This is a genomic window from Paenibacillus sp. 2RAB27 (genome assembly GCF_052115445.1).
Classification (GTDB): Bacteria; Bacillota; Bacilli; order Paenibacillales; family NBRC-103111; genus Paenibacillus_E.
Genome location: NZ_JBFRGR010000025.1, coordinates 75,104 through 102,029, shown reverse-complemented (window position 1 = coordinate 102,029; position 26,926 = coordinate 75,104). Strand labels below are relative to the sequence as shown.

11 protein-coding genes are annotated in these 26,926 nt (G+C 46.2%); all 11 read right to left on the bottom strand.

Features of this window, described 5'->3' with window-relative positions:
- Window positions 1–3,100 (bottom strand): beta strand repeat-containing protein (locus AB4114_RS26470; RefSeq protein WP_441991142.1); only part of this gene is annotated, 3,100 nt, incomplete at its 3' end.
- A 67-nt stretch (window positions 3,101–3,167) separates the two neighbouring features.
- Window positions 3,168–5,543 carry a preprotein translocase subunit SecA gene (locus AB4114_RS26465; protein ID WP_441991141.1) on the bottom strand — a complete coding sequence of 792 codons (2,376 nt, stop codon included), beginning with the start codon at window positions 5,541–5,543 and terminating at the stop codon, window positions 3,168–3,170.
- Between the two features lie 575 nt (window positions 5,544–6,118).
- Window positions 6,119–8,014, bottom strand: a complete 1,896-nt coding sequence (locus AB4114_RS26460) for a PrkA family serine protein kinase (RefSeq protein ID WP_056624593.1) — start codon at window positions 8,012–8,014, stop codon at window positions 6,119–6,121.
- A gap of 177 nt (window positions 8,015–8,191) precedes the next feature.
- Window positions 8,192–10,480, bottom strand: a complete 2,289-nt coding sequence (locus tag AB4114_RS26455; RefSeq protein WP_441991140.1) for a glycoside hydrolase family 95 protein — start codon at window positions 10,478–10,480, stop codon at window positions 8,192–8,194.
- Window positions 10,481–10,491: 11 nt separating this feature from the next.
- On the bottom strand, window positions 10,492–12,327 hold the full coding sequence (locus tag AB4114_RS26450) for a cache domain-containing sensor histidine kinase (RefSeq protein WP_441991139.1): 1,836 nt from the start codon (window positions 12,325–12,327) through the stop codon (window positions 10,492–10,494).
- A complete protein-coding gene (locus AB4114_RS26445) occupies window positions 12,324–13,343 on the bottom strand; it encodes a response regulator transcription factor (RefSeq protein ID WP_441991138.1) in 1,020 nt (339 codons plus the stop codon). Before AB4114_RS26445 ends, AB4114_RS26450 begins: the two co-directional genes overlap by 4 nt.
- Before the next feature lie 79 nt (window positions 13,344–13,422).
- Window positions 13,423–15,549 (bottom strand): TIM-barrel domain-containing protein, encoded by a 2,127-nt coding sequence (locus AB4114_RS26440; protein WP_441991137.1) that lies wholly within the window; start codon window positions 15,547–15,549, stop codon window positions 13,423–13,425.
- A gap of 12 nt (window positions 15,550–15,561) precedes the next feature.
- Entirely contained in the window at window positions 15,562–16,524 is a 963-nt protein-coding gene (locus AB4114_RS26435; RefSeq protein WP_441991136.1) for a Gfo/Idh/MocA family protein, read from the bottom strand.
- A gap of 176 nt (window positions 16,525–16,700) precedes the next feature.
- On the bottom strand, window positions 16,701–18,281 hold the full coding sequence (locus AB4114_RS26430) for an extracellular solute-binding protein (RefSeq protein ID WP_441991135.1): 1,581 nt from the start codon (window positions 18,279–18,281) through the stop codon (window positions 16,701–16,703).
- 656 nt (window positions 18,282–18,937) lie between these two features.
- Window positions 18,938–25,777, bottom strand: coding sequence for an S-layer homology domain-containing protein (locus AB4114_RS26425; protein WP_441991134.1), 6,840 nt, complete (start codon window positions 25,775–25,777; stop codon window positions 18,938–18,940).
- Window positions 25,778–26,031: 254 nt separating this feature from the next.
- Window positions 26,032–26,901, bottom strand: a complete 870-nt coding sequence (locus tag AB4114_RS26420; protein ID WP_441991133.1) for a carbohydrate ABC transporter permease — start codon at window positions 26,899–26,901, stop codon at window positions 26,032–26,034.
- Window positions 26,902–26,926: the final 25 nt, after the last annotated feature.

The following is a 26,926-nucleotide window of genomic DNA, read 5'->3' as shown; positions in this document are numbered from 1 at the left end:
ACGTAATGGCAAAACTTTGAGCGCCTTGACGGTACGTTGTATCGTCGTACGTTGTCGTCGTTGCCGCTGTGATGGCTGTCGGTACCACACCCGCACCAAATGTCGGCGCAATCGCCATCGCCGTGCTCAATCCCGTGGACGTGCTGGCTGCTTCCAATCCAATATTTTTAAACGGCTGGCCATTGGTTGTCAATTGATCGTAGTCAATAGTTACCGTGTAATTCGACGTTGCGAATACATTCGCCGTACTTCCCAACACGATGTCCATCGTTTTGTCATCCACCCAAACGACCGTTGAGTTCCCCCATGTCCCGTTCGACAATAGGACTGCAGTCGCCAAATCACCCGCTGTAATCGACTGGTTCGTCGGAATGTCAAACACGATTCGGACGGTATCACTTGCTTCCGGCCCTACGTGTCCTCCATCGTTATGCCCTGTTACACTGACTAGACCCGGTTGTTGCGTACCAAAGCTTCCCCCAATAGATTGGGAAATCAAAGCTGGAGCAACCGTTTCTCGCGAGTAATCGGAGAGATTTTCATTGGTTGTATCATAGGTTACAGTATCGCCTACTACAACAGTTGCTCCCGTGCCTAACGTTACACGAAGTGTCGTCGAATTTTGCCATACCGCGTTACCACCTGTACCTAACGTGTTCCTGGAGATTGTTGACAATTTCGCAAACGTCGCCGTATCCCCGTTCACTTTGTTCGTTGGCGCATTAAAGACGATGTCAAAAGACTGCCCGCTTTGGCGGTAAGTCGTGTTATCGTAGTTCGGATCAGCCGAAGTGATCGCTAATGTATCGTTTCCGAACGTACCCGCATCAATCAAATGTGCAGATTCACTAATTGCGCTTGTACCCGCTACATTCTTCAATCCTGAACTAGAGGCGACAGTGATTGTATCCCCCTTAAACAACACAGCATCTGCATCCAAATTAACAACTAAAGTTTTATTGTCAGTCCATGAAACGGTAGGTGCAGTTCCTAAAGTTCGTCCAACAGGAAGCGTCAATGCCGAAAGTACATTGCTAGTATTAATAGCTTGATTCGTCGCAATATCAAAAGCAATCGTTACTGTATCCCCAGCGCCAGCGCCGTTCTCGGATGCACCCGCTTCCGCTGCCGTGATGCTTGTAATTGACGGAATTTGCAAATTCGCAAACGAAATCGCTACATTACCAGGGATTCCGTTTGCTTTGTACGCATCGGCATAGGTAACGATCATATTGTTGTTGTATGCTGCAACATTCAATTCCGCAGGGGTTGCGGAGTCATTTGTTGCAGTTGTAACAGGCTTAAATTGCCCTTTGAAAAAGTTCGTGTTTACCCCTGTTTCCGTCAATGTCAACGTAAAACCTGTCGGGTCATCCACAGAAGTCACATTAACAGTCGTTGTTTCCGCAACTGACGAACTTACATTTAAGTCCGTATCGTTCAATGATACTTCGATAACTTCATGTCCGCTTTCGTTCAACCTCTGGTATGACAAAATACCTGTCATCCGGTCTTTACGATCCGTTGTTGCCGTTACAGCTACGTTCGTCGCGTTATTAGCTTGCGTAGCATCTGTATAAGTGATCGTGATCGGCTCAAGATTCGTATTAACGCCTATCGTCTTTGGCGTCGTCACTGGGTCAGAAGCTACCCCTGTTTTGAACGTCCCTGTAAATACCCCAGTATCACCAGTTTCCGTTAATATAACTGTAATACCCGTTGTATTATCCGTAATACCTGACTTTACAGTAACTGTAGGCGCGTCTGCCGTACTGTTATTAGCAAGCTCCAAATCGGACACGGTGATCGTTGCAGTTTCACCTATAACTAAATGAGATTTATCAACAGTAACTGTTGCCGTCGTATGGTCTTTACGGGTTACGAGCTGTGTAAGTGAGCTTATCCCACCAGAACTATTGCGAAGATCTGTATATGCTACCGTTACCGTATTGCCGTTCGTTACACCGATTTCTTTTTCGGAGGCATTAGTCGATGCTTGCATCGTATAGGTCCCTATAAAAGTTCCTGGAGTACCAACACTTTCTGTTAAATCCAGATTAAACCCAGTCGAATCGTCAGTAGAACTAATATGGACATTGGCATGCTCCTGGCCGCCCGTTAAATTCAGATCATTGTCCACTAATGTAACCGTAATTGCTTCATTAAATGCCGCTTTAGTCGGCAAAACAGTAAGTGTTGCTGCAGAGTAATCCTTGCGGATCAACGTGCTAGTAATAGTGGCAGGAGTATTGAGGTTATATATTTTCGAATCCGCATACTCTATGAGAAAACTGCTGTTATTAGCAGGGGAAATACCGCCAGCCCCTACTGTAAACGTTCCGGCAAACACCCCAGTGTTTACGCCCGTTTCTGTTAAATTGAGAGAAACACCAGCAACAGTTACAGCTTGTGTCTGAGCGGTAGTCGCATTAGTGTTCAAATCAAGATCGGACAACTCCACTCGAATGACCTGACCATTGCGTACGAGACCGTTTAAACCCGAAATAGAAGCGTTAGTGCCGTTAGTGCCGTCAGTACCTTTGTCATAAAAACTCAAAATACCAGTCGTATGATCTCTTCTGGTAATGGTTGCAGCAATCGGATTAAGCGTAGGAGAACCGGTATTCGGATCTACGATAGTTACCTGATTATTGTTCTGCACCTTTATTTCATTAGCGTTAGCAGTATCTGCTTCTACCAGTTTCAAGGAACCTGTAAAAATACCAGAGTTGACATCTGTTTCTGTAAGCGTCAAGCTAAAAGATCCTCGAGTATCATCAGGAGAAGAAACTTTGACTGTGGTCGTTTCCGCAACGCCAATATTGGCGTTCAAGGAACCGTCACCATCATTCGTATTGACAGTAACCGTTACACTCTCTTCCGCAGCCGCATACGATGAACTGATCGACAGCGAAGCTGCAGTAGCAGCATAAGCCGTTTGAACAGGTAAAAGCGGCAAAAGAGACCCCACCGCCATAATTCCTCCAGTGATGACAGCCGTCTTGTTTTTAGATGAAGTGCCCTTACTTCTTCGCTTAAACTTGGCGCTTGGCTGATTGACTTCTTTTTCATCTTGGTTGTGATTGTTGTTATCCGACATGTTAGCCTCCTATAAATGCAATCAAATTTTACTTAATCTATGATAAATTGAGAGAATAACCAGTCTGTCAACAAGCTACATTTGGCCTAATGCGTTGCAGCTGAAGCCAAACGTTACGCAAGCTGTCCTGACGGATGGCATGCATCATCTCTTCAAACATTGTTGAAATTTCTTTTTCAAACTGTATGTAGGGATCCATGTTGCCATAGGCCTGTAAGCCGACACCCTTTTTAACATCTTCCACAGCTTCTATGAAATTCATCCAGTGAAGATCCAAGGCTGAAATCATCGCCTGCCTTCCCACCTGATGAACGCTCTCACCGCAAAGCTCCGTTATTTCCTCGAAAATCAAGGAAATCTGAGAGGCAAGACTCACTGTTATGGTATCTGCCGTCACCTCATCTTGGCATTCCAGCTTGAGGGGCCTCCGATCGGGAAAAACACTTCGAACAGCTGCCATAATCCCCGCAAAATTCAACGGCTCCGCTGAGTTCGAGAAGAAGCCCTGAACAATGTTCAAAATCACATCTGGTATAGAGTCTGTTAACTTGGCATGTACCTCTTCTGCTTCCAGAAGCGCGTCCCTCATCGAATACATCGCCAATCTTTGAAGATTAAGCACATAATCGAAGGCAAGGAGTTGTTTTCTCATGAAAAAATGTTGCGATTCCACTTGTTTTTGAGCGTCACTGATTCCTTTGAAATAATGTTTTCGAGGGATAGGCTCTAACAAATCGAAATTAGCGTTTTCCAATTCATCCAACAGTCGTTCCGGATAATACTGCCATAACATTTCGTCTTCCAACGAAGCATAAAACCTTGAATAGCCCGGGTCTCCTTGACGCCCACTGCGTCCACGAAGTTGGTTGTCGATTCGAGAAGATTCATGGTGGGAAGTACCTAAAACATATAGCCCGCCAAGCTCTTTTACCCCAGGCTCAAGTTTGATGTCAACCCCTCTTCCAGCCATGTTCGTAGCAATCGTGACTGCGCCATACGCCCCTGCCTGTTCAATGATTTTCGCTTCCTCGTCAATATGCTTTGCATTTAATAATCGATGTGGAATTCCTGCTGCGGTAAGCATAGAGCTTACATATTCGGACCTTTTGATATCTGCTGTTCCAACAAGCACAGGCTGTCCTGTTTCATGGATACGTCTTATATCTTTTATGACTCTATTAAATTTCGCTTCTTCCGTGAAAAATAATAGATCTCGCAAATCTTTGCGAATGACAGGTCTATGGGTAGGAATTCTCACAACATCTATACCGTAAATATCACGAAGCTCGTCCTTAGATTCCATCGCAGTACCCGTCATGCCGCATATTTGGGCGTACATAGCGAAAAAGCTTTGCAAAGTTATCGTTGCAAGGGTCTTTGGCTGCCCTTGAACCAGAATTCCCTCTTTGGCTTCTATGGCTTGATGTAGTCCTTCCATAAACCTTCTTCCTAACATAGGGCGTCCTGTGCTCGGATCGATAATAACGGCTTCCTCGGATCCGTCATCATGGCGGATAATGACATAATCAACATCTCGTTTGAAGACATAGTTTGCTCGCAATGCCTGAACAATATAATGATAGAGTTCCGAATGCTCCTGCTTTGTCAAATTATCAACAGAAAAAAGATTTTCACAATAATCCATTCCTTCTTCCGTTAACACGACATGTTTATGAGACTCCACGATCTGAATATGGCTTTCGCTAAGTTTTTTTACTTTTTCGTCAATAAAAAATAAATACTGTTGCCCGCTACCTGGAGGCGCCGAAATAATCAACGGAGTGCGCGCTTCATCTATTAGGATACTGTCCACTTCATCTATAATGATATCGTATAAACCACGCTGAACCTTTTCTCCTGCGCTCAGCACCAAATGATCCCTTAAATAATCAAACCCAAGCTCCACATGTGTGGAATAAATAACATCTTGTAGGTACTGTGCCTTCCTTACAGCAGGAGACATTCCAGCGATGATGCAACCTACGGTAAGTCCCAGCATGCGAAAAATGTCTCCCATTTTGCGACTATCCCGCTCAGCCAAATATTCATTTACTGTTGCAATATGTACGCCGTGCCCTTCCAAAGCTTGCAAAAATGCAGGGAACACAGCGGTTACTGTCTTGCCTTCCCCCGTTTTCATTTCAGCAATATGCCCTCTGTAAAGCATAATTGCCCCGTAAAGCTGGACATCGTGCACAACAATTCCTAAGACTCTACGGCATGCCAGCTTGACTAGAGCATATGCCTCAGGTAGCAGAAATTCTCCGGGTGTTCCACTTCGGATTTGTTCGGATAGTTCTTTTGACCGATGCTGCAATTCTTCATTTGCCAAACGTTCTTCCATCGCTATATACAGATTATTGATTTCATTAATGATAGGGACAATATCTGCCGGCAATTCCACATGATTTCTAGTTATATTATTGAATAATCGGGCAAACATCTACCTGTCACCCCTTTCTAGTAAAGATGCCTTCTATATTTCGACATTACCGTCATAATGTTACAAAATAATACGAATATTACAAAAATATAGATCATTATACCTAATTATAACCAACAACGGTTAATATAGCTATCAATAAACCAAATAAACTAATCCAAAAGACCCTAATTTTATATTTAGCATACAAATCAAACATGGGTCACACTTACTATTGCTTTATATTAAATTAATATTTTGACAAAATATCTTTTATTCGACACATTTCTTCCCACTATTCAATAAAAAAGAAACCTCATTGGCATATTTTTGCACAAGAGGTATTCATAGACTTAGATGCTATCCTAGTTTTTCTTGTTATTTCTAAATCCCATCAAATCGCACAGCCCTACGAAGAAAACAACAATGGTTGTGAGTACGATTAGTCTGAAATCCCAAGCATTCTGAAACTCATTCAATTGGGTATATGAGAGATTAATAGATTTCGTGTTAGGCAACAATCAGCATCCTCTTCACAGGGAAAAAGACCTAAGGGGTCGTCACCCACTCAGGTCTTTGGCTTCAAGCGTATTCGCCTATCTGTTCAATAAGCTTCCTACATACCGCAGTAATTCATTGGCACAAACTGGGCAGTATCCATGCTCGTCGATGAGCTGCTTCGTCACATCATTAATTTTCTTCAGCTGCTTCTCATCCGGTGTTTTCGTTGAGGTCGTAATCTTCACGATGTCCTTCAGATCAGCGAATAGCTTCTTCTCAATCGCCTCACGCAGCCGCTCGTGACTGCTATAGTCGAACCTTCTGCCTTTGCGTGAGTAAGAGGAAATGCGGATTAAGATTTCTTCGCGGAATGCTTTTTTCGCATTTTCCGAAATACCAATCTGCTCTTCAATGGAACGCATGAGGCGCTCATCTGGATCCATCTCCTCGCCGGTCAACGGATCCTTAATTTTACCCCAGTTGCAGTAGGCCTCAATATTATCTAAGTAGTTGTCGAAAATGGTTCTAGCCGACTCCTCGAAGGAGTAGACGAACGCTTTCTGCACTTCTTTCTTGGCAATATCGTCGTATTCCTTACGAGCAACAGAGATGAAATTCAGGAAGCGCTCCCGCTCATCCTTGGTAATCGATGGATGCTGATCCAGACCGTCTTTCAGAGCTCGCAGCACATCTAGGGCGTTAATACATTGAAGATCCTGACGGATCAAGGCACTTGAAATTCGATTAATAACATACCGTGGATCAATTCCGCTCATGCCTTCTTCTTGATATTCATTTTGCATTTCCTTCAGATCAGCCTCTTTGTAACCCTCGACAACTTCACCGTCGTACATACGCATTTTCTTGATCAAATCCATCCCTTGCTTCTTCGTTTCCTTCAAACGCGTGAGAATCGAGAAGATCGCGGCCACACGAAGCGCGTGCGGGGCAATATGGATGTGCGACATATCACTCTGTCCGATAAGCTTATAGTAAATTTTTTCTTCATCGGATACACGCAAATTATAAGGGATCGGCATAACAATCATACGAGACTGCAAGGCCTCATTTTTCTTATTCGCGATAAAAGACTTATACTCCGTTTCATTGGTATGCGCAATGATCAACTCATCTGCACTGATCAGAGCGAAGCGACCGGCTTTGAAATTCCCCTCTTGCGTCAGTGAGAGTAGATTCCAGAGGAATTTCTCATCACATTTCAGCATTTCCTGGAACTCCATGATCCCCCTGTTCGCCTTATTCAGCTCGCCATCGAAACGATACGCCCGTGGATCCGACTCAGAACCAAACTCTGTAATCGTTGAAAAGTCAATGCTTCCCGTTAAGTCGGCGATATCCTGCGATTTGGGATCTGAAGGACTGAAAGTACCAATCCCTACCCGGCCTTCTTCGGAGACAAAAACGCGCTCCACATGCACATCTTCAATACAACCGTTATACTCCGTTTTCAACCGCATTTGGCACGATGGGCATAAGCTGCCTTCGATTTTCACATTCAACTCGCGCTCAATCTCTGGTCGCAGCTCCATCGGAATCAAATGAAGCGGCTCTTCGTGCATCGGACACCCTTTGATCGCATAGACTGCCCCTAAATCCGTTTTGGCAAACTGCTCTAATCCGCGTTTCAGCATGGTCACAATTGTGGATTTCCCACCGCTTACAGGACCCATTAGCAACAAAATACGTTTGCGAACATCTAATCGACGGGCAGCGGAGTGGAAATATTCTTCCACTAGCTTCTCAACGGCACGATCCAGGCCGAAAATCTCTTGATTGAAAAATTTGTAGGATTTGTGGCCAACTTGATCGTTGATACCTTGCGAAGCAATCATGTCATAGACCCTAGAATGCGCAGTTCTCGCGAGTCCAGGATTACTGCGAAGCAATTCTATGTACTCCGCGAACGTACCGGTCCAGCTCAATGAATCCTTCTCCGTACGATGCTCTGAAATTCTTTTGAATATGTCCATGGGTACCTCCTTTCACTGCTGCCTTTAATGGCAATAGGTCAGCTCGTGATGGTGAATTGTGTACTACAATCCTATGCACCCAAGAAGGATAACTTGCCCGAAATTTTAAAATGTAACGGATTTCTCGCTTACCGATTTTTGAAAATGGAAATGACTAGGATTCCAAGACGATCTTCCCTATTTTCTGAAAATCTCATACTTGCAACCCGCTTCGACTTGAAATTCGATAACCGCATGATCCCTGTTCACTGGGATGTCTACGCCTCCACTACGCACCAGAACGGCTTCGCGCGTACGGATTCTGCATGTGCCAGAGCTAGATGCATCGATCATCGCCTCCGATAATTGGCCATCGGACCACTTCAGATCAATCGTATATCCATTGCGTCCTCGCAAGCCGCTCACAGCCCCCTGCGGCCATGCAGACGGCAGGGCAGGGAGCAAGCTCAATTCACCCGCATGTGACTGCAACAGCATCTCCACGATACCAGCTGTGGCTCCGAAATTGCCGTCAATCTGAAAAGGGGGATGCGCATCAAAAAGGTTGAGATACGTTGATTTGCGCAGCATATGATTCAAGTGCGTATGCGATTGTTCGCCATCCTCAAGTCTCGCAAACATATTAACGATCCATGCGCTGCTCCAGCCTGTATGCCCCCCTCCGTTTGCCAATCTGCGCTGAAGGGTTGCTGCTGCTGCCTCAGCTAATTCTGGCGTTCGATGCGGGCTTATTTGCGTGCCAGGATGCAAGGCAAACAATTGTGAAATATGACGGTGACCAGGATCCTCCTCCGCATAGTCCTCCAACCATTCCATGATTTGACCATGTCTGCCAATCTGAGGCTTAGGCAGCCGCGCTAGCAGCGCCGTGAGCTGTTCCCGCAGTTCTCCATCCACTTGCAGTTGATCGCTGCTCTGGATACATGCAGTGAACAACTCATGGATGATCTGCGAATCCATAGCGGGCCCCATGGTCAATGCCCCTCTAGTTCCATCTTCCAATACGTACACGTTTTCGGGTGAGACAGAGGGGCCTGTCACAAGCTGTCCATTCGGCGCTTCCACCAAATAATCAACGAAGAAGGCCGCGGCTTCTTTCAAGATTGGATAAGCTCTATGCTGCAAAAATTGTTTATCTTGGGTATATAGAAATTGCTCCCACAGATGTAAACTCAGCCACGCCGCTCCCATTGGCCAAATGACACATGTCGGAAATAAACCCTCAGGCCGTGTTTCTCCCCAAAGGTTTGTGTTGTGATGAGCGACAAAGCCGGAACATCCATACAAATCTCTTGCGGTTTGCCGACCGCTCACCTGCATGCGTTCAATATGATCAAACAATGGCTCATGACATTCGGATAGTCCGCATACCTCTGCTGGCCAATAGTTCATTTGCGTATTGATATTAATGGTGTACTTGGACTCCCAAGGCGGTGTAAAGCTGTCATTCCATATGCCCTGAAGATTGGCTGGCAAGCATCCTGGGCGGGAACTGGCGATAAGCAAATACCGTCCATAGTGAAAGTAAAGCTCCATCAATCCAGTATCCATATGCGAATGCGACTCTTGCATCAGCTTCAATCGCTCATCGGTTGCCAAGTCATCTAACGGATCCTGCTCCGTTAGTTGCAGACTCACCCGATTGAACAACGTTTGATAATCCTGAATATGGCGGCGCTCTAGTTCTTCCGTATTAAACTGGTCGGCAGCCGCGATATGCAGCTGACAGGCAGCTAATGGATCCGACTCTCGGAAGGTACTCGCTGCAGCAAGCAGCAACGTCACGGAACTAGCCCCTTCCACAGACAAGAAATCGCCAATGACAGAGACAGTGCCGCCCTCCGTTTTTGCCTTCAGTACACAGGCATATTCGACACCGTGCTTCCCACATTCGCCGCTCATCCAGATACTGTCGGCTGATAGACGGCCCGTTTCCCCCTCGTAGGGTCTGCGGTTGAGATTCGCCGAGAAATTCAGTTGCCCAGGTTGATCAGATTCCAGTCGGATGATAATCACTTGATCAGGGTAGCTGGCATACATCGTACGACGATAGGTGACTCCATCTACCTTATAGCTCGTCCGAGCTATGGCATTCTTGATATCCAACTCTCGCTGAAACGCTTCAACTTCACCCTTTTGACCATGGAAATAAAGCCTCAGGTCTCCCAAAGGCTGATACGGATTATAATATTTGGGCGTGGAGAAAAGAGCCATTCGCGTTAATCGTGTGGCCTCCTCCACCTTTCCTTCAAAAAGCATCTCCCGAATTCCCTCCAAATGACGGGAACCATCGGGGTTAATCCCATCCTTAGGACCTCCGTACCAGATGGAATCTTCATTTAACTGAATTCGTTCCTCCTGTACGTGACCGAAGATCATCCCGCCTAACCGACCGTTCCCGATCGGAAGGGCCTCCACCCACAACTTAGCAGGCTGCAGATACCACAGTTTCTCTCGATTGTTCAAGAATACGCCCCCTATTCACCATTTGGCTTATCACTTTGTTTAGGCGATGCAGGCATCACCATAATCATTTTGGTCCCCTGCTCAGCCACACTTTCAATCCTGAGTCCATAGCTCTCCCCATAGACCATTTGAATACGGCGATGGACGTTCAGCACACCTATGCCACCCTTTATGCCTGCTTCATCTGTTTCCGTATCCGCCAACCGATTGGCATTCAATTTCGCTTGAAGCTGCGTTAATTTGGCCTCTGTCATCCCTGAACCATTATCCTCAACACTGATCCAGAAAATCCCGTCAACAACGCCTCCGTCAATGCGAACGAAGTGGTAATCTTCCAACCCGTCAGGAAAGGCATGCTGAAACACATTTTCGACTAAAGGCTGAAGGGTCAAACGAACCATGACATGAAGCAGATACTCCGGTTTTATGGCAACATCAATCTCGAAATCACGGCCGATTCTGTGCTTCAGAACAACAATATAATACAAAACATGCTTCAATTCGTTAGCAACGGTAATCTCCTCGAGATTCGTTTGAACCGAGTAACGCAGCATGTACGCCAATGCCTTCACGATTTCAGATATTTCTTCCGATTCTTGAATCGTGGCATAGCAAACAATGGTCTCAAGTGTGTTGTACATAAAATGAGGATTGATCTGCAGCTGCAGAGATTGATACTCCGCTTTCTGGCGTTCCATCCGAATCTCAGAGTTGCTGATTTCAACCTGAACCACGCGGTCAACGGCTTCGGATAGCCGCTTAACCATCAAATTGTAGCGCACCATCAGCTCAACAATTTCATCCTTGTGAGGAGGGAGTGGAATCGTAGCCCAGTTCCCCTTCTCCGTCTCCCGCATGCCGCTTTTCAACACTTGAATCGGCTTCGTAATCGATTTACCGAATCTGTACGCAAGTAAAATCGCCAACATCAATGTAAATAAACCGACAATCAACGTTGTCGAACGAATGTTCATCAAAGGCTTACGCAGTTCCCGCAACGGCATAGAAACGACAAGCTGCCAATCCGAATAATCAGACTTCCGACTCACATACATGCGTTCATCCCCTTCACTGCTGTCGATGAAGGAAGAAGTTCCAGCCTTTTCCATCTTTTCTACAAACGCTTTTGGGACATCGGACCCGACTTTCTCCCCATCTGGATGATAGATATATCGGCCTTTATTATCAATAATAAATAAGTATCCATACTTACCTAGATCAATCCCTTTCCATAGGGCAGACAGATCCGCCGATCGCATCTCAATAGCGAGTATGCCGCTCAGTTCAGACGAGGTGAACCCTCGAAATCGACGAACTAACGTAAGCATTTGATTCTCTTGACCTTCAATGATGGTATGGTTCAAAATACTTAATTTACCGTCAGCCGCTGTATTGGCGAGAAGATATTCTCGCTGCTTCCGCTTATCCTCGGCGTTGAAAGATTGCTCACCTACACCGTTATAGTAATAGACGGCATTCAGTTTATCGCTAAGCACATATACGGATGACAACTTCGGATTACGGATAAATAACGGATCGACACTCAGTTCGCGAATCGTTTTCCGAGCGATATAATAGTCATATTCCTCCCGGTCAGCCTTCAAATCTACAAACTCCATAACCTGTCTGTTTGTCAAAAGGGAGACAATGGACCGCTCATAATCCTTCAAATAAAGATCCGTGTGATGAACCGCATTTCCGACGATTTGGTTCATTTGATTCTCAACCATCTCAGCTAACTCTCCGGAAGAAGTCATGTAGGAGAAGAAGCCAACACTGCTAAGCGAAAGAATGATAACGATCAAGAAATAAACGAATATTTTCTTCGTTAATCCTCTAATTTTCATTTGATACCCAATCCTGCACGATATTCAGACGGGGATACGCCGACTATTTTCTTGAAGGTTTTTGTAAAATGAGGGTAATCGTCGTACCCCACATCTGTGGCTACATCCACGATTCGGACATAGGGAATGGCTAACAATTCCTTCGCCTTCATCATTCTTTTATTAATCCGATACTGAACAAAGGTCTCTTGGGTTACTTTTTTAAAAAGCGAGCTGAAATAGGTCGGTGTCAATCCGACCATGGCCGCAACTTGATCCAACGTGATATCCTCAGATAACCTGCTGTCAATATAGCTTTTGGCCTCTTCCATCGGATCTTTAAAGCTTCCACTTCGAACGGCTTGCAAGCCTTTGGCCATTTGAATTAACCCTTTATTAAATGTGTCTATAGCTTCCTTCACACTATCTGCCTGCAAATAGGCTTGCGCGATGGAAGGTGAGTAGTTACGGGCTTGGAAGCGCTTGACTAACAAGGCATAACAATCATCCAATAGTTCTTTAAGTCCAGCCAAAGACAGTTGCACAGAGAGACAATAGTCACGCCAACGGTCGATTAAGCTGCCAAGCTCCTCCATTTGCAAAGCCCATATGTGCTGCTCCATCTGATCAATCCACTCAATATAACGGGAAGGCGGCATGTAGCCGCGTGAAGGCTCTTTGATTAACTGATTCAGCATGTCATGGACATCCGCTGTCGTAACTGGTTTCAACATATAATGGCGTACACCATAATTCATACTTTTTTGCGCATATTCAAAATCACTATATCCGGATATCACAACGGTTTTGATTTGCGGGAATTCCTCATGAATGATTCTGCAGAGCTCTAATCCGTCCATTTTCGGCATACGAACGTCTACCAGCACAAGATCAGGCTCGCAGGCTCGAATTCGCTCCAACGCTTCCAAGCCATTCTCGGCTGTCTGAATACGTGAGAAAGCAGGTTGGTACATTTCCGCCATCTTCACGATTCCTCTGCGTATGACAGGCTCATCATCTACGATCAATACATGCATGTCCAGACCTCCTACCCATGTCTCAGAATCAATATCCAATTATGATAACTCACCGTGATCAGTTCTTCAACGGAAGGTGCTACAAACGAATTTGTGCGAAGCGCCACGTGACAGTGCTGTAGGCTTGCGGCTTATCAGTCGGTCCAGTAAGATGCCCCTTGTAGGAGCCATCTGTTTGTTGGATGACCGTTGTTTTCCACAAACCGCATACACCTACCTCATAGTCAAACGATTCCCCGTCATCGTCATATAAATTCCCTTCACCTACCGCATCACCGAAATGAATCAGCTCAAGTGGAACTTGCGTTCCTAGCGGTGGGACATGCGACAGCGCAGGCATCATAGGAATGATTGATCCATTTCTAACAAATACTGGGATTCGTTCTAGACCACATTGAATCCGAATGATACAACCACCTTCGTATCGTTCACCCGTCTCTAATCCATACCAGGTTCCCGAAGGGAGCAGGACTTCTCGCTCAGTTTCTCCTTCGACAAGTGGAGCAACTAACAGGGCGTCGCCGACCATGTATTGGTCGTCCCATTCTCTCACTTTCCTTTTGCCATAAGCGCCATCTGTCGTGTTCAAGGTTTGCTCAGCTGCTTCAGCTTGGATTGCCTCAGCTTCTGCGATTTCTGCTGGGGACATGACGAATGGCATGGCACGGAAAGGTGGAATTCCCTTCTCCCGGTACGCGGCGAATGCCGTATACAAGTAAGGCAGCAGTCTCATCCGCAGCTTGATATAGTGGCGAACCGTGTCCTCAACCTCTGGGAAAGACCACGGTTTCGTGCCATCCCCCCATGCATTGAGCATCGCAAGAGGCGAGAAGATGACCGTTTGCATCCGTCTGACCCAGTCTTCGGCATTCCTAGCTCTGCGCACTTCCGGCGTCCACAGCAACCCGCTGAAAGAGGCGTTGCATACACCACGAATGAATTGCTTGTGATCGTAAAGATCTGAATACAAGACATAAGGCATGGAGGAAGCCGCGGTATTCGAAGCCCTGACAAGCCCATACGTTCTCCGATTCTTACTGCGGAAAAGTTCCGTCGTCATCTTTTGAAACATTAACCCGTACATTTGTCTCATCTGCTCGCCATCAAGCCCCGATGGGAACTGAGCGTGCCCAGGAAACATCCATGAGTTGTTGGTCAGATCACTGCCGTCACACTCATCCAGCTTGTAACCCGCCACCCCGATATTGACATGTTGCTCTTCATGCTGCTTCTTATAGAGCGACACAGCTTCAGGCAGCGAATAATCCGGCGCAAGCCCTCCCCATACCGAGTGACTCCCCGACAGCGGCTTCAATTCCTCATACAACTCACTCTTTGGTGATACGAAGGGATGCTCCCACAGGTTGACACGAAAGCCTTTACGATCCAGTTCCTTTACGAATTGTTCCGGTTCAGGGAATCGGATCTTCTCCCATTCATAGCTGACCGGGTAACTGTGGCTGTGCCAACCAGGTTCGAGTCCAATGACATCACAAGGCATATCGTGCTGACGGAACTGCTCTGCTTCTTCGAGCACTTGTTCGTCCGTATACAGCGTCGGAACCCGATGCCAGAAGCCCAGTCCCCACTTCGGAGGCAGCGTGCCTCCACCGCAAAACAAATTATATCTAGCTACGACATCGGAGAGGGTTGGTCCACCAAACAAATAAACGTGTGCACCTTCCCTGGGTAGTTTGATCTCCACCCGCGATGCCACTAGTGTAGCTTTCCATCCCTTATCGGTATTGCGATCCCGTATATCCTCACTTCGTGTTTCCTCTTGTCTCATCGTTGAGCCGCAATACATGGTCACGATCCGCGAAGTATCCACCAACACACCATACCCGAGATCGCTTATATAGAAGGGTACTGGCGCATGCGTCTCGCCTGTATCTTGCTTAGGATCGCTGTTTACCCGCAAATAACGGTTTCTTCCACGTTGATTCATTCTTAATAATTGTAAGCCTGTCCCATATAGCTTTTCTGTGCGATTAAGCGGTATGGATAGTAAAAGATAATCACCAAGATCCTCGATTTCAATGCTTTCTCTTGTAAAAGGAGGATTCACTTGCGGAAGCTGCTGCAGCGCTTCATCTTTCGGTAACACCCCCATCAAAGAGAGCGGTGTTATGCCCTGCGGATTTCCAATCGTAAGGCGCCATACGCCAGGTGCTGTTTGTTGCCAATTCGATGTTTGCACACTCATTTCCCCAATCCTTTATATTGTTGGAACCTCAATGGACATCGTTCTACGGGACTCATTAGCCAGCTTCGTGTAATGAACAAGTGCTTGGGTTTTCAAATAATCCCTGCCACTCGTTTCCGCTTCGCGTCCTTCACGGAGTGATGTCAGAAATTCGGCCAGTGTATCTGTTTCATCAACACCACTTATGTCATCTATAACTTCAACTTTGCCGTCCCGAATAAGGCGAATTTCTTTATCGACGACTTCCATAGCGCCCTCCGTTCCTTCGATTCGCCAATTGCCGCTCCATGGCGTCTCCGTCCCTCTGGCTGAGATCGATGCGTTGTAGCTCGCTGTGATACCACCCTCCAATTCAAAGAAAGCATACGCATTAATAAGCGCTCCTTCTTCTTGCCAAGCGCCAATTGGATTGTACAGCTTCGATTGCACGGACGTCCCTTCTCTACCCGTGAAATAGCGGATCATATCTAAGTGGTGCACTCCGATATCATCCAGAATACTAACGGTATATCTCCGCTGAACATGGTGGTATCTGTAGAACTGTATGTCCATAGACGAAATACGGCCGATGACACCTTCGTCCAAAAGCTGTTTCATTTTACGAATATAAGGCATCCTACGGTAATTCTCTGCAATCATAAACGGGAGCTTATCCCTGTCAGCTCGAGCTACGATCTCGATGGATTCCTCATAATCAAAGGAAATCGGTTTCTCGCACAATACAGCCAGCTTATGATCAAATGCCGCATGGTTCACTGCTGTATGCCGCATAGGTGAAGTTACATTGACTAGAAAATCAGCCTTTTCGTTCTGCAAAGCCTCCTCTAATGACGTGTAAAAAGGGAACGGATCATCCAGCATCTTCTCTTTCATTGCTAGATCAACTTCAACAACTGCTGCTAACAATCCTTGATCTCTTAGACGTTTATACCAACTGAACCCGGCTGAACCTAAACCAACCAATATCGCTTTCATGTATAAAATACCCCCTTAAAGTTCCATAGATTTTAGTTGCCTTCATTATAGGAGATTGACCGTCCAAGAAAAACGTATTAACTTACGGCAGTATGTGTTTTTTTACGATTCCTGTATGAGAAAAGACACCCCTCCGCGCATTACATTGCGAGAGGGATGCCTCATTAGACATGCATTTATTTCGTGTCAATCATAATCGCGCCTTGCTTCTTATTCCAACGCTCTGTCGCTTCTTTAATAATTTCGGTGCCGCCTTTGGATTTATACTCTTCGATGACTTTCGGCCAATCGGTGATTGGCTCTTTGCCATAAATCATTTTGATCATGTGATCCACGATGATTTTCGGACCTACGTCTGGTTGAGGCGCTGCAAGATCCGGGAATTTAGCGAAGCTGCTCAAATCCGGATAGAATCCAATACCAGGTAAACCTTCCTTCGAAAGAATCTCATCAAATGCTTTCAAGGTCGTTTTTCCATCATCGTTTAACTGCATTCTTGGTTTATTGTAGGTAGAGTCATGTACCGCCCAAAGTGTTCCGCTGCGGAACCCTTCTTCATCAATTTCTTCCTTCGTTACTGGGAATTTATAGTTGATCGCACCACTGCTGTCTTTGGTATAGGTATCGCCTTCAATCCCGAAGGTAAAGAATGTTTCTGCATCCTTGGAAGTCATCATCCAATCGAACATTTTGATAATACCGGCAGCCGTATCTTGCTTCACATTTTTATTGATATAGAACGTACGAACAACAGGTGAATAGTAGAAGTAACCGCCTTTGCCTTCCGGACCCTTCGGAGAAGCAATGATATCCGCTTTAAAGTCTGGGTTGAGCGCTCTTAGCTTGGTTTTGGCCCCTGGTAAACCGGAAGCATTCTGTGACCAAATTCCCGCTTTCCCCGCATCTAGGCTTTTGTTGTAATCTGTTGCGGAAATGGTAGCGAATTCCTTCGGAATCAAACCTTCTTCGTACATTGTTTTATATGCGGTTAGTGCTTTCTGTACATTTTCCGAATCGAAAAATTTAGGAACCACTTGACCATCTACGAGTTCAAATTGATCTTTATACGGCAGTACGTCGTAAGCTCCTAGAAGAACGTCTGCATACTTGAAATTCTCCCTCATTTGATACGGACTCTCGACACCTAACTTCTTGAAAGCCCTTAGGACATTCAGAAACTCATCTACCGTTTTGGGAGCTTGAAGTCCTGTTTTAGCTAGCAAATCGGTACGAATGTAAGTGGCACGACGGGAAGGATTGCTCAAATATTCGGGAATGCCATAAATCTTTCCGTTATACGAAACACTCTCCCACGCTGCTTTGGGTACCATTTTCAACAAATTCGGTCCATACTGCTTCAACAGATCGTCCAGCGGCATGAACACACCATTCTCAACCGAACCTGACATCGACTTACTGCCTGGACCACCGATACTGCCAACAACATCGGGAATATCGTTACTTGCGAACATCACCCCGAACTTGGCATCTTCGACAACCCTAACATCCAAATCCGTATTCGTTAATTCTTCCAGCTTCAAGACCCACTTGTCCTTGTTTAAATCGGGAATTCGAGTGTGGTAACCTGTGCTGACTGTCGTCGGAAAAAGTAACGAGAACTTGACCGGTGCTGCCTTTACGTTGCCTGATGGTTGTGGTGAAGTTGTGCCTGCCACTTTTCCGTCTGAGGAACACGCGGTTAGTGCGGTAGCTGCCATCATGACAGCAGCTAAACCTAAACTCATTGTTTTTTTCATTGAAAACCCCTTCTTTCTTCATGTACTGTAAGCGATTCCATCGATCTGTGATTATCATAACGATTACGATCCGATTTCTGAATGTATAAATTTAAGACGCTATGTGATTTTATACGATTGAGAAAAGAGGCGGCTTGCGCCGCCGTGAGATGGCCGACGGGACGACTTCCTAGCGCACAATATTTGTGCGCTAGCGAGCGGTAGCCGATCGGGTTACTTCCCTTGCGCACAATATTTGTGCGCTAGCGTACGATGGCCGACGGGACGACTTCCTTGCGCACAATATTTGTGCGCTAGCGAGCGATGGCCGATCGGGTTACTTCCCTTGCGCACAATATTTGTGCGCTAGCGTGCGATGGCCGACGGGACGACTTCCTTGCGCACAATATTTGTGCGCTAGCGTGCGATGGCCGACGGGACGACTTCCTTGCGCACAATATTTGTGCGCTAGCGTGCGATGGCCGACCGGGACTCTTACCTTGCGCACAATATTTGTGCGCTAGCGTGCGATGGCCGACTGGACGACTTCCTTGCGCACAATATTTGTGCGCTAGCGAGCGACGGCCGACCGGACGACTTCCCTTGCGCACAATATTTGTGCGCTAGCGTGCGATGGCCCGACGGGGACACTACAGCTTTGGCGGTCTGGTTGTGAATCAGTTAATAAATTGTAACGATTGCAGCATACGTTTCAGCATTGTGGCCGCTTGTGCGCGTGTGGCAGGCTCTGTCGGTGCGAAGCTATTGTCCGATAAGCCTTGTACAAGACCTGCTGTCAGCGCCTGAGCGACGGCTGCCTTCGACCATTCGCCGATCGTCGAACGATCGGCGAAGCGATCAATCACTGTGCTACTGGCTTGGATTTCCTTACCTCCAACTTTCATCGCGCGCATCATCATCGCCACCATCTGTTCGCGAGTAATGTTGGTATTCGGCCTAAAGGTACCATCCTCATAACCGTTAATCAACCCGGCTTGATGCGCCGTGCTAACGGCTCCAGCGAACCAGTCGATCGACTTTACATCACGGAATGCATCTGCTTTCTTCTCTACGAGTCCAAGGGATCGAACTAGCATGGCCGCAAACTCAGCGCGCGTAACTTGCGCCTCTGGTGCAAACTGCTTATCCGTGATTCCGTTAACGATCCATTTATTGGCCAGCAGCTCAACATCCGCCTTGGCCCAATGCCCTGCTAAATCTGCAAATGATTGATTGGATTGGATGACCGTGTACGTACTGTTGTGCGGCGAGCGAATCGTAGCTTCAGATGATCCATTCTTCGTCGTAAGTATGGCTGGTACGAAATGGATCCCATTATTCGCATCGATCCAGAGCGCAGTTACTTTGCCAGGGTCACCTGTCCATGTCCCCAAGCTAAGTGTGCGGTTCACGTAAACGCCACCAAAATCATTCATTTCTTTCTCATTGACCGTGATCGTAAATTCGATCGGGTTTGCAACGAGCTGCTTCGCGTTCAACTTGTTCACTGCGGCAGTGACATCGTCTCCGGTTTTACCCGAAACTTTTGAAATTACAACGCTTATGGTTGAATCCTTAGCTATATCTTTAAACAATTGAACTGGCAGCTCATATATGGCACCATTCGCTTTAATCTGAATTACTGTGTTGTTATGCTTACTGATTGCATTCAGGATCGCTTGGCCCGGCAGTTCCACCTTTACAATGGATGCACTGTCCTTCACTTCAATCACGACGACTGGAATCGCTGATGCTTTCTCCAGTTTATCCCGATCTAAGGTGACTTTCGTAATCGTCTTCCCATCTGCCGTTGTTTCTTTGGTCACTTTGGCATCTTTATCAAGATCGATGATCCCTGTGGTCCCTGAGCTAGAACTTGAACCAGAACTAGAACCAGTTCCACTACCTGTCCCTGTACTTGGCCCCGGATCCGTCGTACGCTGTGTAACTGTGATTGTTGCTTCTGCCTTCAAGGAGGTGCCCACTACTGTTCCCAGCACCTTAAATGTACCTGCCGAGGCATATTGTGAAGCCTCAATATTGCTCCAGACGACGCTTAGCTGCTTAGTCGTATTGTCGCTGTAAACCGCTGTGATTACTGTTGGTAATACGGGTGCTGTACCCGCTGTTGTCGTTATGTTGATTGGCGAATAACTAACAATAACAGGTAGTGGAATGTCTACAGCTGTAACTGTAATATTAGCCAAAGCCTTATACGTTACGCCGGTGACGGTTCCTTGCACGCTAAAGCTCCCTGCTACAGCATATTGGGATGCGTCAATAGCGTCCCAGATGACCCCTCTTTGTCCCGTCGTGTTGTCACTATAAACCGCTGTGACGACTGTTGGTAAAACAGGAGCTACGCCCGCGCTCGTTGTGATGCTAATCGGTGCAATCCCTACGATGTCCGTTGACATGTTAAGTAAGGTCGGTGCCGAAATCATAAACTTACGTGAATACGGGTCTGTTCCTTTGGACCTTACGGTCACTTTGGAGAAATCAGTCAGGTTACTCGGTAACAGATAAGTAGTTACGCCTGCTGGTAAATCAGCCAATACTGTTGTCTCATTGTACACCGTATATCCTTCGCTTAAAACATTAGCATCCCACTTCAGCATGTTACCTGAACCGCTAGCTTCAATCGTCAGATGCTGCGGAGGAAGTGGCGCATTGAACACTTGTACTTGTGTCAAGCGTGGAGGTCCCGTCAGATCTGTGCCTGTATTACCACCAGAAGCATTCTCCACCGTTACTTTGAGATATCTGGCATGGTAGGTTTTGCCCAGGTTAATCGGGTGCGAACTATCTGCTGAATCGATACCACCATTACTATTACCTGACTCATACGTATAACCAAGGGCCGTCTGCTTTTCCACTTGTTGAAAGGTCATATTGTTAAAATCAGCAGCCGATGAATGATCTCCGATCTCATTGGATACAAACACGGTTGCGCCCTTTAACCTCGTGGATTTGGCAAACAGTCTAATCTGGCTGAAATCCATCGCCTGGCCAAGGTCGATGACAAAGCTGCCTTTGCGTTCCCCGTCGGTACCCAGCCATGAATAATTGCCGATTTGGTCCAAATTGGTAACGTTTGTTACCGTCCATTTGGTCGGGTCTTGTAATACACCATTGGTCAATTTGTTAGCATTTCCGTAGATATTCGCCGTAGCAGATTGCATCTGAATCGGATTAGCACCACCTGTCGGTCCAACATTGTACGCCTTTTTATTAAGCGCCAAGTTGACAGATGACAACCCTGATGCCACCTTGCTTATGGTGATGTCCGATAGCCCGAGCTGAACGTCATACGCAGAGTTGGTACCGTTAGCAGAGCTGCGGTATATCCCCCACTTTGGACGCAAATATTGATCAAACGCAGCCGGATACTCGGTCTCAAAGCCACCTGCTCGTTCGGGTCTTCGCCATAAATCTTTGACACCGTCACCTGTACCTTGATTACCGAAGACTTGATAGACATCGGGACTGTCAAAGGTGTATACCTTGCCCGTCACTTGATCGGTAATTTTAATGGTCAGCCAGCCGCTGTCCGAAATGTGAGCTTTAAGCTCAACTTTAATCCAATGTCCATCGATTTCTCGTAATGGAATTCGCATCAGCGTCTTATCTCCATCATAACGGTTATGATTGACAACTAGATCACGGTTCGTCGTTCCAGAAATGGACATCGCAAGAATATAGGCGCCGTTCTCCCCGCCATTATTGCCGCCTGGTAAAGTATCAGGAGCTTGTCGATTCGTAGCCTTCAACTGGAAGATATGCCTGAAGTTAGACTGGTTCCATTGGATGCCGTCCGGAATATTCCACATCCACTCATAGGAAACCAAATCGCCTTCGTATGCGACAAAATCGTTATTCGAATCTTCGCTTGGGCGAATCTCAACTCTTTGTCGATCGGTAGTAGCTGCGCCGTCAACGATATAGCCTACACTCGGGTCAAATACACCTTTGTGACCGTACTCGCCATCACGCGTTTTATCCAAGAACTCATTATTCAAACCTCTGCCGTATTCAAAAATCTTGAACACATTTTTTTGCAATGTACTATCCCACACACTCTGGATATGATCATCCGCGGCTGTCGCCCGAGGCTGATTACCATAGAAAGCGTGATAAGCGTCTCTTATTCTTTTCGTAACTCCTTCTACAGGTTCGTCGGTACCCATGGCTCCGCCTAACACATTGTAAGGAGATACGCCTTCGATTGCGTTCATCTTGATCGTCTTATCATTGGCGCCATAACCACGGGCTATGACATCCAATGCAAATAGCGAAGGTGCGCCGCTGTTGAAGTTGAACGTAAATTCATTCGTGCCTAGCGGCAACTTGGCAAGGTAGGGAGGTGTGAAAGTAACCATATTGCCGGCAAATGTGTAATCCGTATTTAATAGAAGCGTACTGTCACCCTTCGTAATGCTCGTAAGCACTTTCCCACCCAGATTAATCGTTGTCGATATAGGTTCAACCTGATCCCATGTACTATAGGTTTCCTTAGCTGGCACTAGTGCGGTTGCGTTCGTATACGGATTTTTACCATAAATCGCTAAGGCGGATAGACCCATCATGGAATTGGTATCATTCGCACGCTTATCGCTAGGACCAACCAATACGGTGTTTATCATCACATAACGTGCTGTAAACGGATACAGAAAACGCTTCGTATCATAGCCCCATTGTTGACCATTATACGTCACGTAGGACCACAAACCTTCAGTCTCTGTACCACCAGCTAGCGTCCAACCGTTAGCTTTCCAGTCATAGAGCTGTGACCCAACTGAAGGCGTAGGTGCACTTGACCATGCTGCAGGATCATTGGTGTAATAGACCTCAAATCTTGTAGCATTACTTTGAATATTGGCGATAGTGTTAGGGATTTCAAGGTAAAGTTTATCAATCGTTTTAGGCGCGCCTAAGTCAAGACTTAATGCAAGTGAGGATGGCGAGTAGTCCCCTTTATAGACATCAGGGTTTGCATTCCGCCAATACCCGCTGCCGCCTGACCGCAAAGCATCTACACCCGGATGATCATTGGCTTCCGAGCTTACCTTGAGATTGACACCAGCCTGCGGTGTAAAACGAGATGGATCTAGCAGGTTAACAGAGCCCGACGGTATAACCGGAATATCCGTTGCCGAAGGTTCACCGAAAACATTGAATACATTCGCTTTGATTCCGCCAGCACTATTATCGAGTGTGACATCGGATACAAGTAATAGATATTGCGCTGCAATCGGTACAGCCAACGTATGATTGGCTTTTTCGTTATTTTCTAGTTGTGTCGTTTTTCCCACGCCTGCAATTGGTTGCCATAGGGCACCATTTGCCGTCTCAAGCGGTTTACGCGTTGCATCTGAAGTCGCTGATAGGGCATTTCCCTCTTTGAGTTCATTAAAAGCTGCAGCATCATTCGCGTAGTATACTTGATAATTTTTCAAAAACTTACTATTACTCGTCCATTCAATTTGAATGTTACTCACATCTATTTTCTTTTCCAGTTGTACGGCCGCCCAGTATTGATAACCATCTGTCTTGGTTAGAGAGCTGTTGGCCTGCCAAGCTGTCGTAGCATTATCATCAATAAAGTTGTTTTTACTATTGCTGCTGCTAGACACAACTTTAAGCGTAGCTCCGGGAGTTACCGCCCAGTTTTTATAACTAGAAAGATTAACTTCAATAAATGGTTTAATATTGGTTGAGTTCGTAATACCTGAGCCATTAAACTCACCATAAATCGTATGAATGCCCGTATGATCTGGATTATAGCCCGATGAGCTCCATGTTACATTCACCGGCTCTATTTTCCCCGTGCTCAGGGTGACATCTAGCTTTGAAGGTAAAGCTAAATTGCCAAATGCCGTACCTTGGGAAGCTGAAATCGCAGCTGGCCTTGCCCATGCAACAACATCTTTCGCTTGTGTATTGGGGTTCCAGCCGTCAGGGAAAATATAGCTGTCCTCATCCCGTTTGATTAAGTGTACGTCAGACAGGTACATGGTTGCTGCTTGCCATTCATCCGCATAAGCTGCATCAGCCGGACTGTTATACAACCCCCGGTAAAGCCCCCATTTGGAACGATTTTGTTGACCCGCTTCAACGGGTAAATCCGTTCTTTCGAGTCTGCCTGTTGTCGGATTGCTCACTTCAGGGCGTCTAGAGGTTTCGGCCGTCATCCCGCCTTCGAACAGCACATCGCCCGACTCCAGATCGACAAGTTTACCGTATAAATAACCTTTATCTGCGGTTAAGATCGTTACTTCAAAATCCAGCCAGCGATCTGCGACCTTTTCAAAAGGAATCGTGAACAATGGCTTAATGCGATCCGCATTGCTGCCATCTGGATTGTTCCTGAATTCAAGCTGCCCTTTGCCTTCGCTGGAAACTAAGGTCAGTGTAGTCACTGGTTGGCCGGCTGCGTTGCCGGCGATTTCTTTCAATTGGAAGATGTGCCAAAACCGGTGCGGTTCAATGAATTCACCTGCTTTTTTCTCACCAACATCTTGTTGAAACCTTAACGTTTCCGATGGGAGCATAAGTCTCCAATGATGGGTCATAATATCGCCGCCTACGCTATTTGCATCGATGTTGGCTGCGCTGGTATTGCTTTTAATTTCCAATCTCTGCCGGTCACTGCCTACGGCTCCGCGATCACCGTCGTCCCGACTTACACCTCCAGGCGTCACAAAAGGTTTAAATTCGTGAAACCGTAAAATGTCCGAGTTGAGCTTAGACGTTCCTGGTACGCCTGCAATGCCATATTTCGTAAGCGCATTCAAATTATTTCGTCCGATCGTTTGCAAATACATATTGTCTCCCAACCATGATTCATTCACAGTCGAAGCCACAGGGTAGTCACCTGAACGGTCATATACAGATTCTGACCATGGTTTCCCACTGTAAGAAGAAGGGCTCGTTGGACCTTCGATTGAACCTGTACCGCTGCCATTGCCAATTTTGGATGCGCCAATCACATCCCACGCGGACTCGCCTGCCTTAATATTCAGTGGCAAGTATTTGTCATTTGGCCCCATTGGGCCACTTAAAGAGGGCACTGCCATATCTACCGTAACCGTTATCGTGTATTTTTTGCTATTACTGCTATTCTGGATATCGGTCACTACCAAGTAATATGTCGTGGTTCCGCTTGTTGAAAATTGGTCCATTTTCGCATCGCCTTTGTTAATGCCGCTGGCTGCAAAAGGGATCACCGTTGTTTCGTCACTTCTGTATAGTACTGCGTTTGCACCATTTGTGGTTATATTCAGCATTTGATAGATGGTACCGTAGGGTAAGGATACGTCAATTGTCGCATCATCGAGATCGACAACTGCGCCCACTGGCTTGTTCACGTGTATGTCCAAAATGCCCAAGTTGTCCTCCGGCGCTGCGTAAACCGTTTCTACTGGATTCATGTTAATTAATGTAAGAACAAGTGCTAAGGAAAGCACTATGCTTACCGCCTTTTTAAGTACTTGTTGCTTCAACATCTTACTGAACATTCTAAAGCCTCCTTAGAGTCAGTTACACCTACTTGAAACAAGGGGTTATCATTCATATTGCAATCGCTTCCATTATAAATGTTAAGATCATCTCCTTCCTCCCCTGCTTGGATAAGTGTAAATCACATTCTTATTTCCATAGATGGAAAAATTTACGATTGGGGTTGTTTTATTTACGATATGAGCTGCAATCCGTTAGGTCAAAAAACCACCCCATATATGCTTACGGGGCGGCCGATTTCACGCTATTTGCATTAAGATTTCACCGAACCCACCATCATACCTTGGATAAAATGCTTTTGTAGGAACGGGTACACACACAGGATTGGAATCGTAGCGACGACAATGACCGCCATCTTAATTCCTTCTGGGGATAGGAGCTGCAGAAGTTCCGATGATACATCCGATTGCCCCATCTGATCGGTAAATACAATTTCCCTCAGCCGCACTTGCAGCGGTATCCATTGACGATGATCAATATAGAAGACGGCCTCCGCATATCGGTTCCAGTGACTGACTGCATACATAATGCCCATTGTAGCCATCGCAGGCTTAGATAGCGGCAAGACGATATTCCAGAGTATACGGAACTCTCCGCAGCCGTCCATTCGTGCCGAATCCAGCAGTTCCGATGGTAGATTCAAGAAAAATGACCGCATCACGAATAAATTAAAAGCGCTAATCGCCATTGGCAGCATTAAGGCCCAGAGGGTATTCAACATTCCTAATTGCTTGATCAATAAATAGTTGGGAATTAACGGTGCGCTGAAAATTAAAGTAAACAACACCAACAGTAGAATCGATTTACGAAACAAATATTCAGGTCTGGACAACGGATATGCAAGCGTTGTTGTCATAAATAAATTAATAAAAGTACCAAATACCGTAATAATGACACTATTCCTGAACCCGATCCAGATCGTCGGATCCTCCAAAATAAGTTTATAGCTGCCTAATGTGAAGCCCACAGGCCAAAACGATACATCTCCTGCATTAATGGCCGTGTTATTGCTTAAGGACTGCGCAATAATGTGAATAAGGGGCAGCACCATGCTCAAACCGAGAACACCTAACAATATAAGGTTGAAGATATTAAAAATTTTATGGCCTCTTGTCATAATCATAGCGATTCACCTCCGGTCTCCTTCC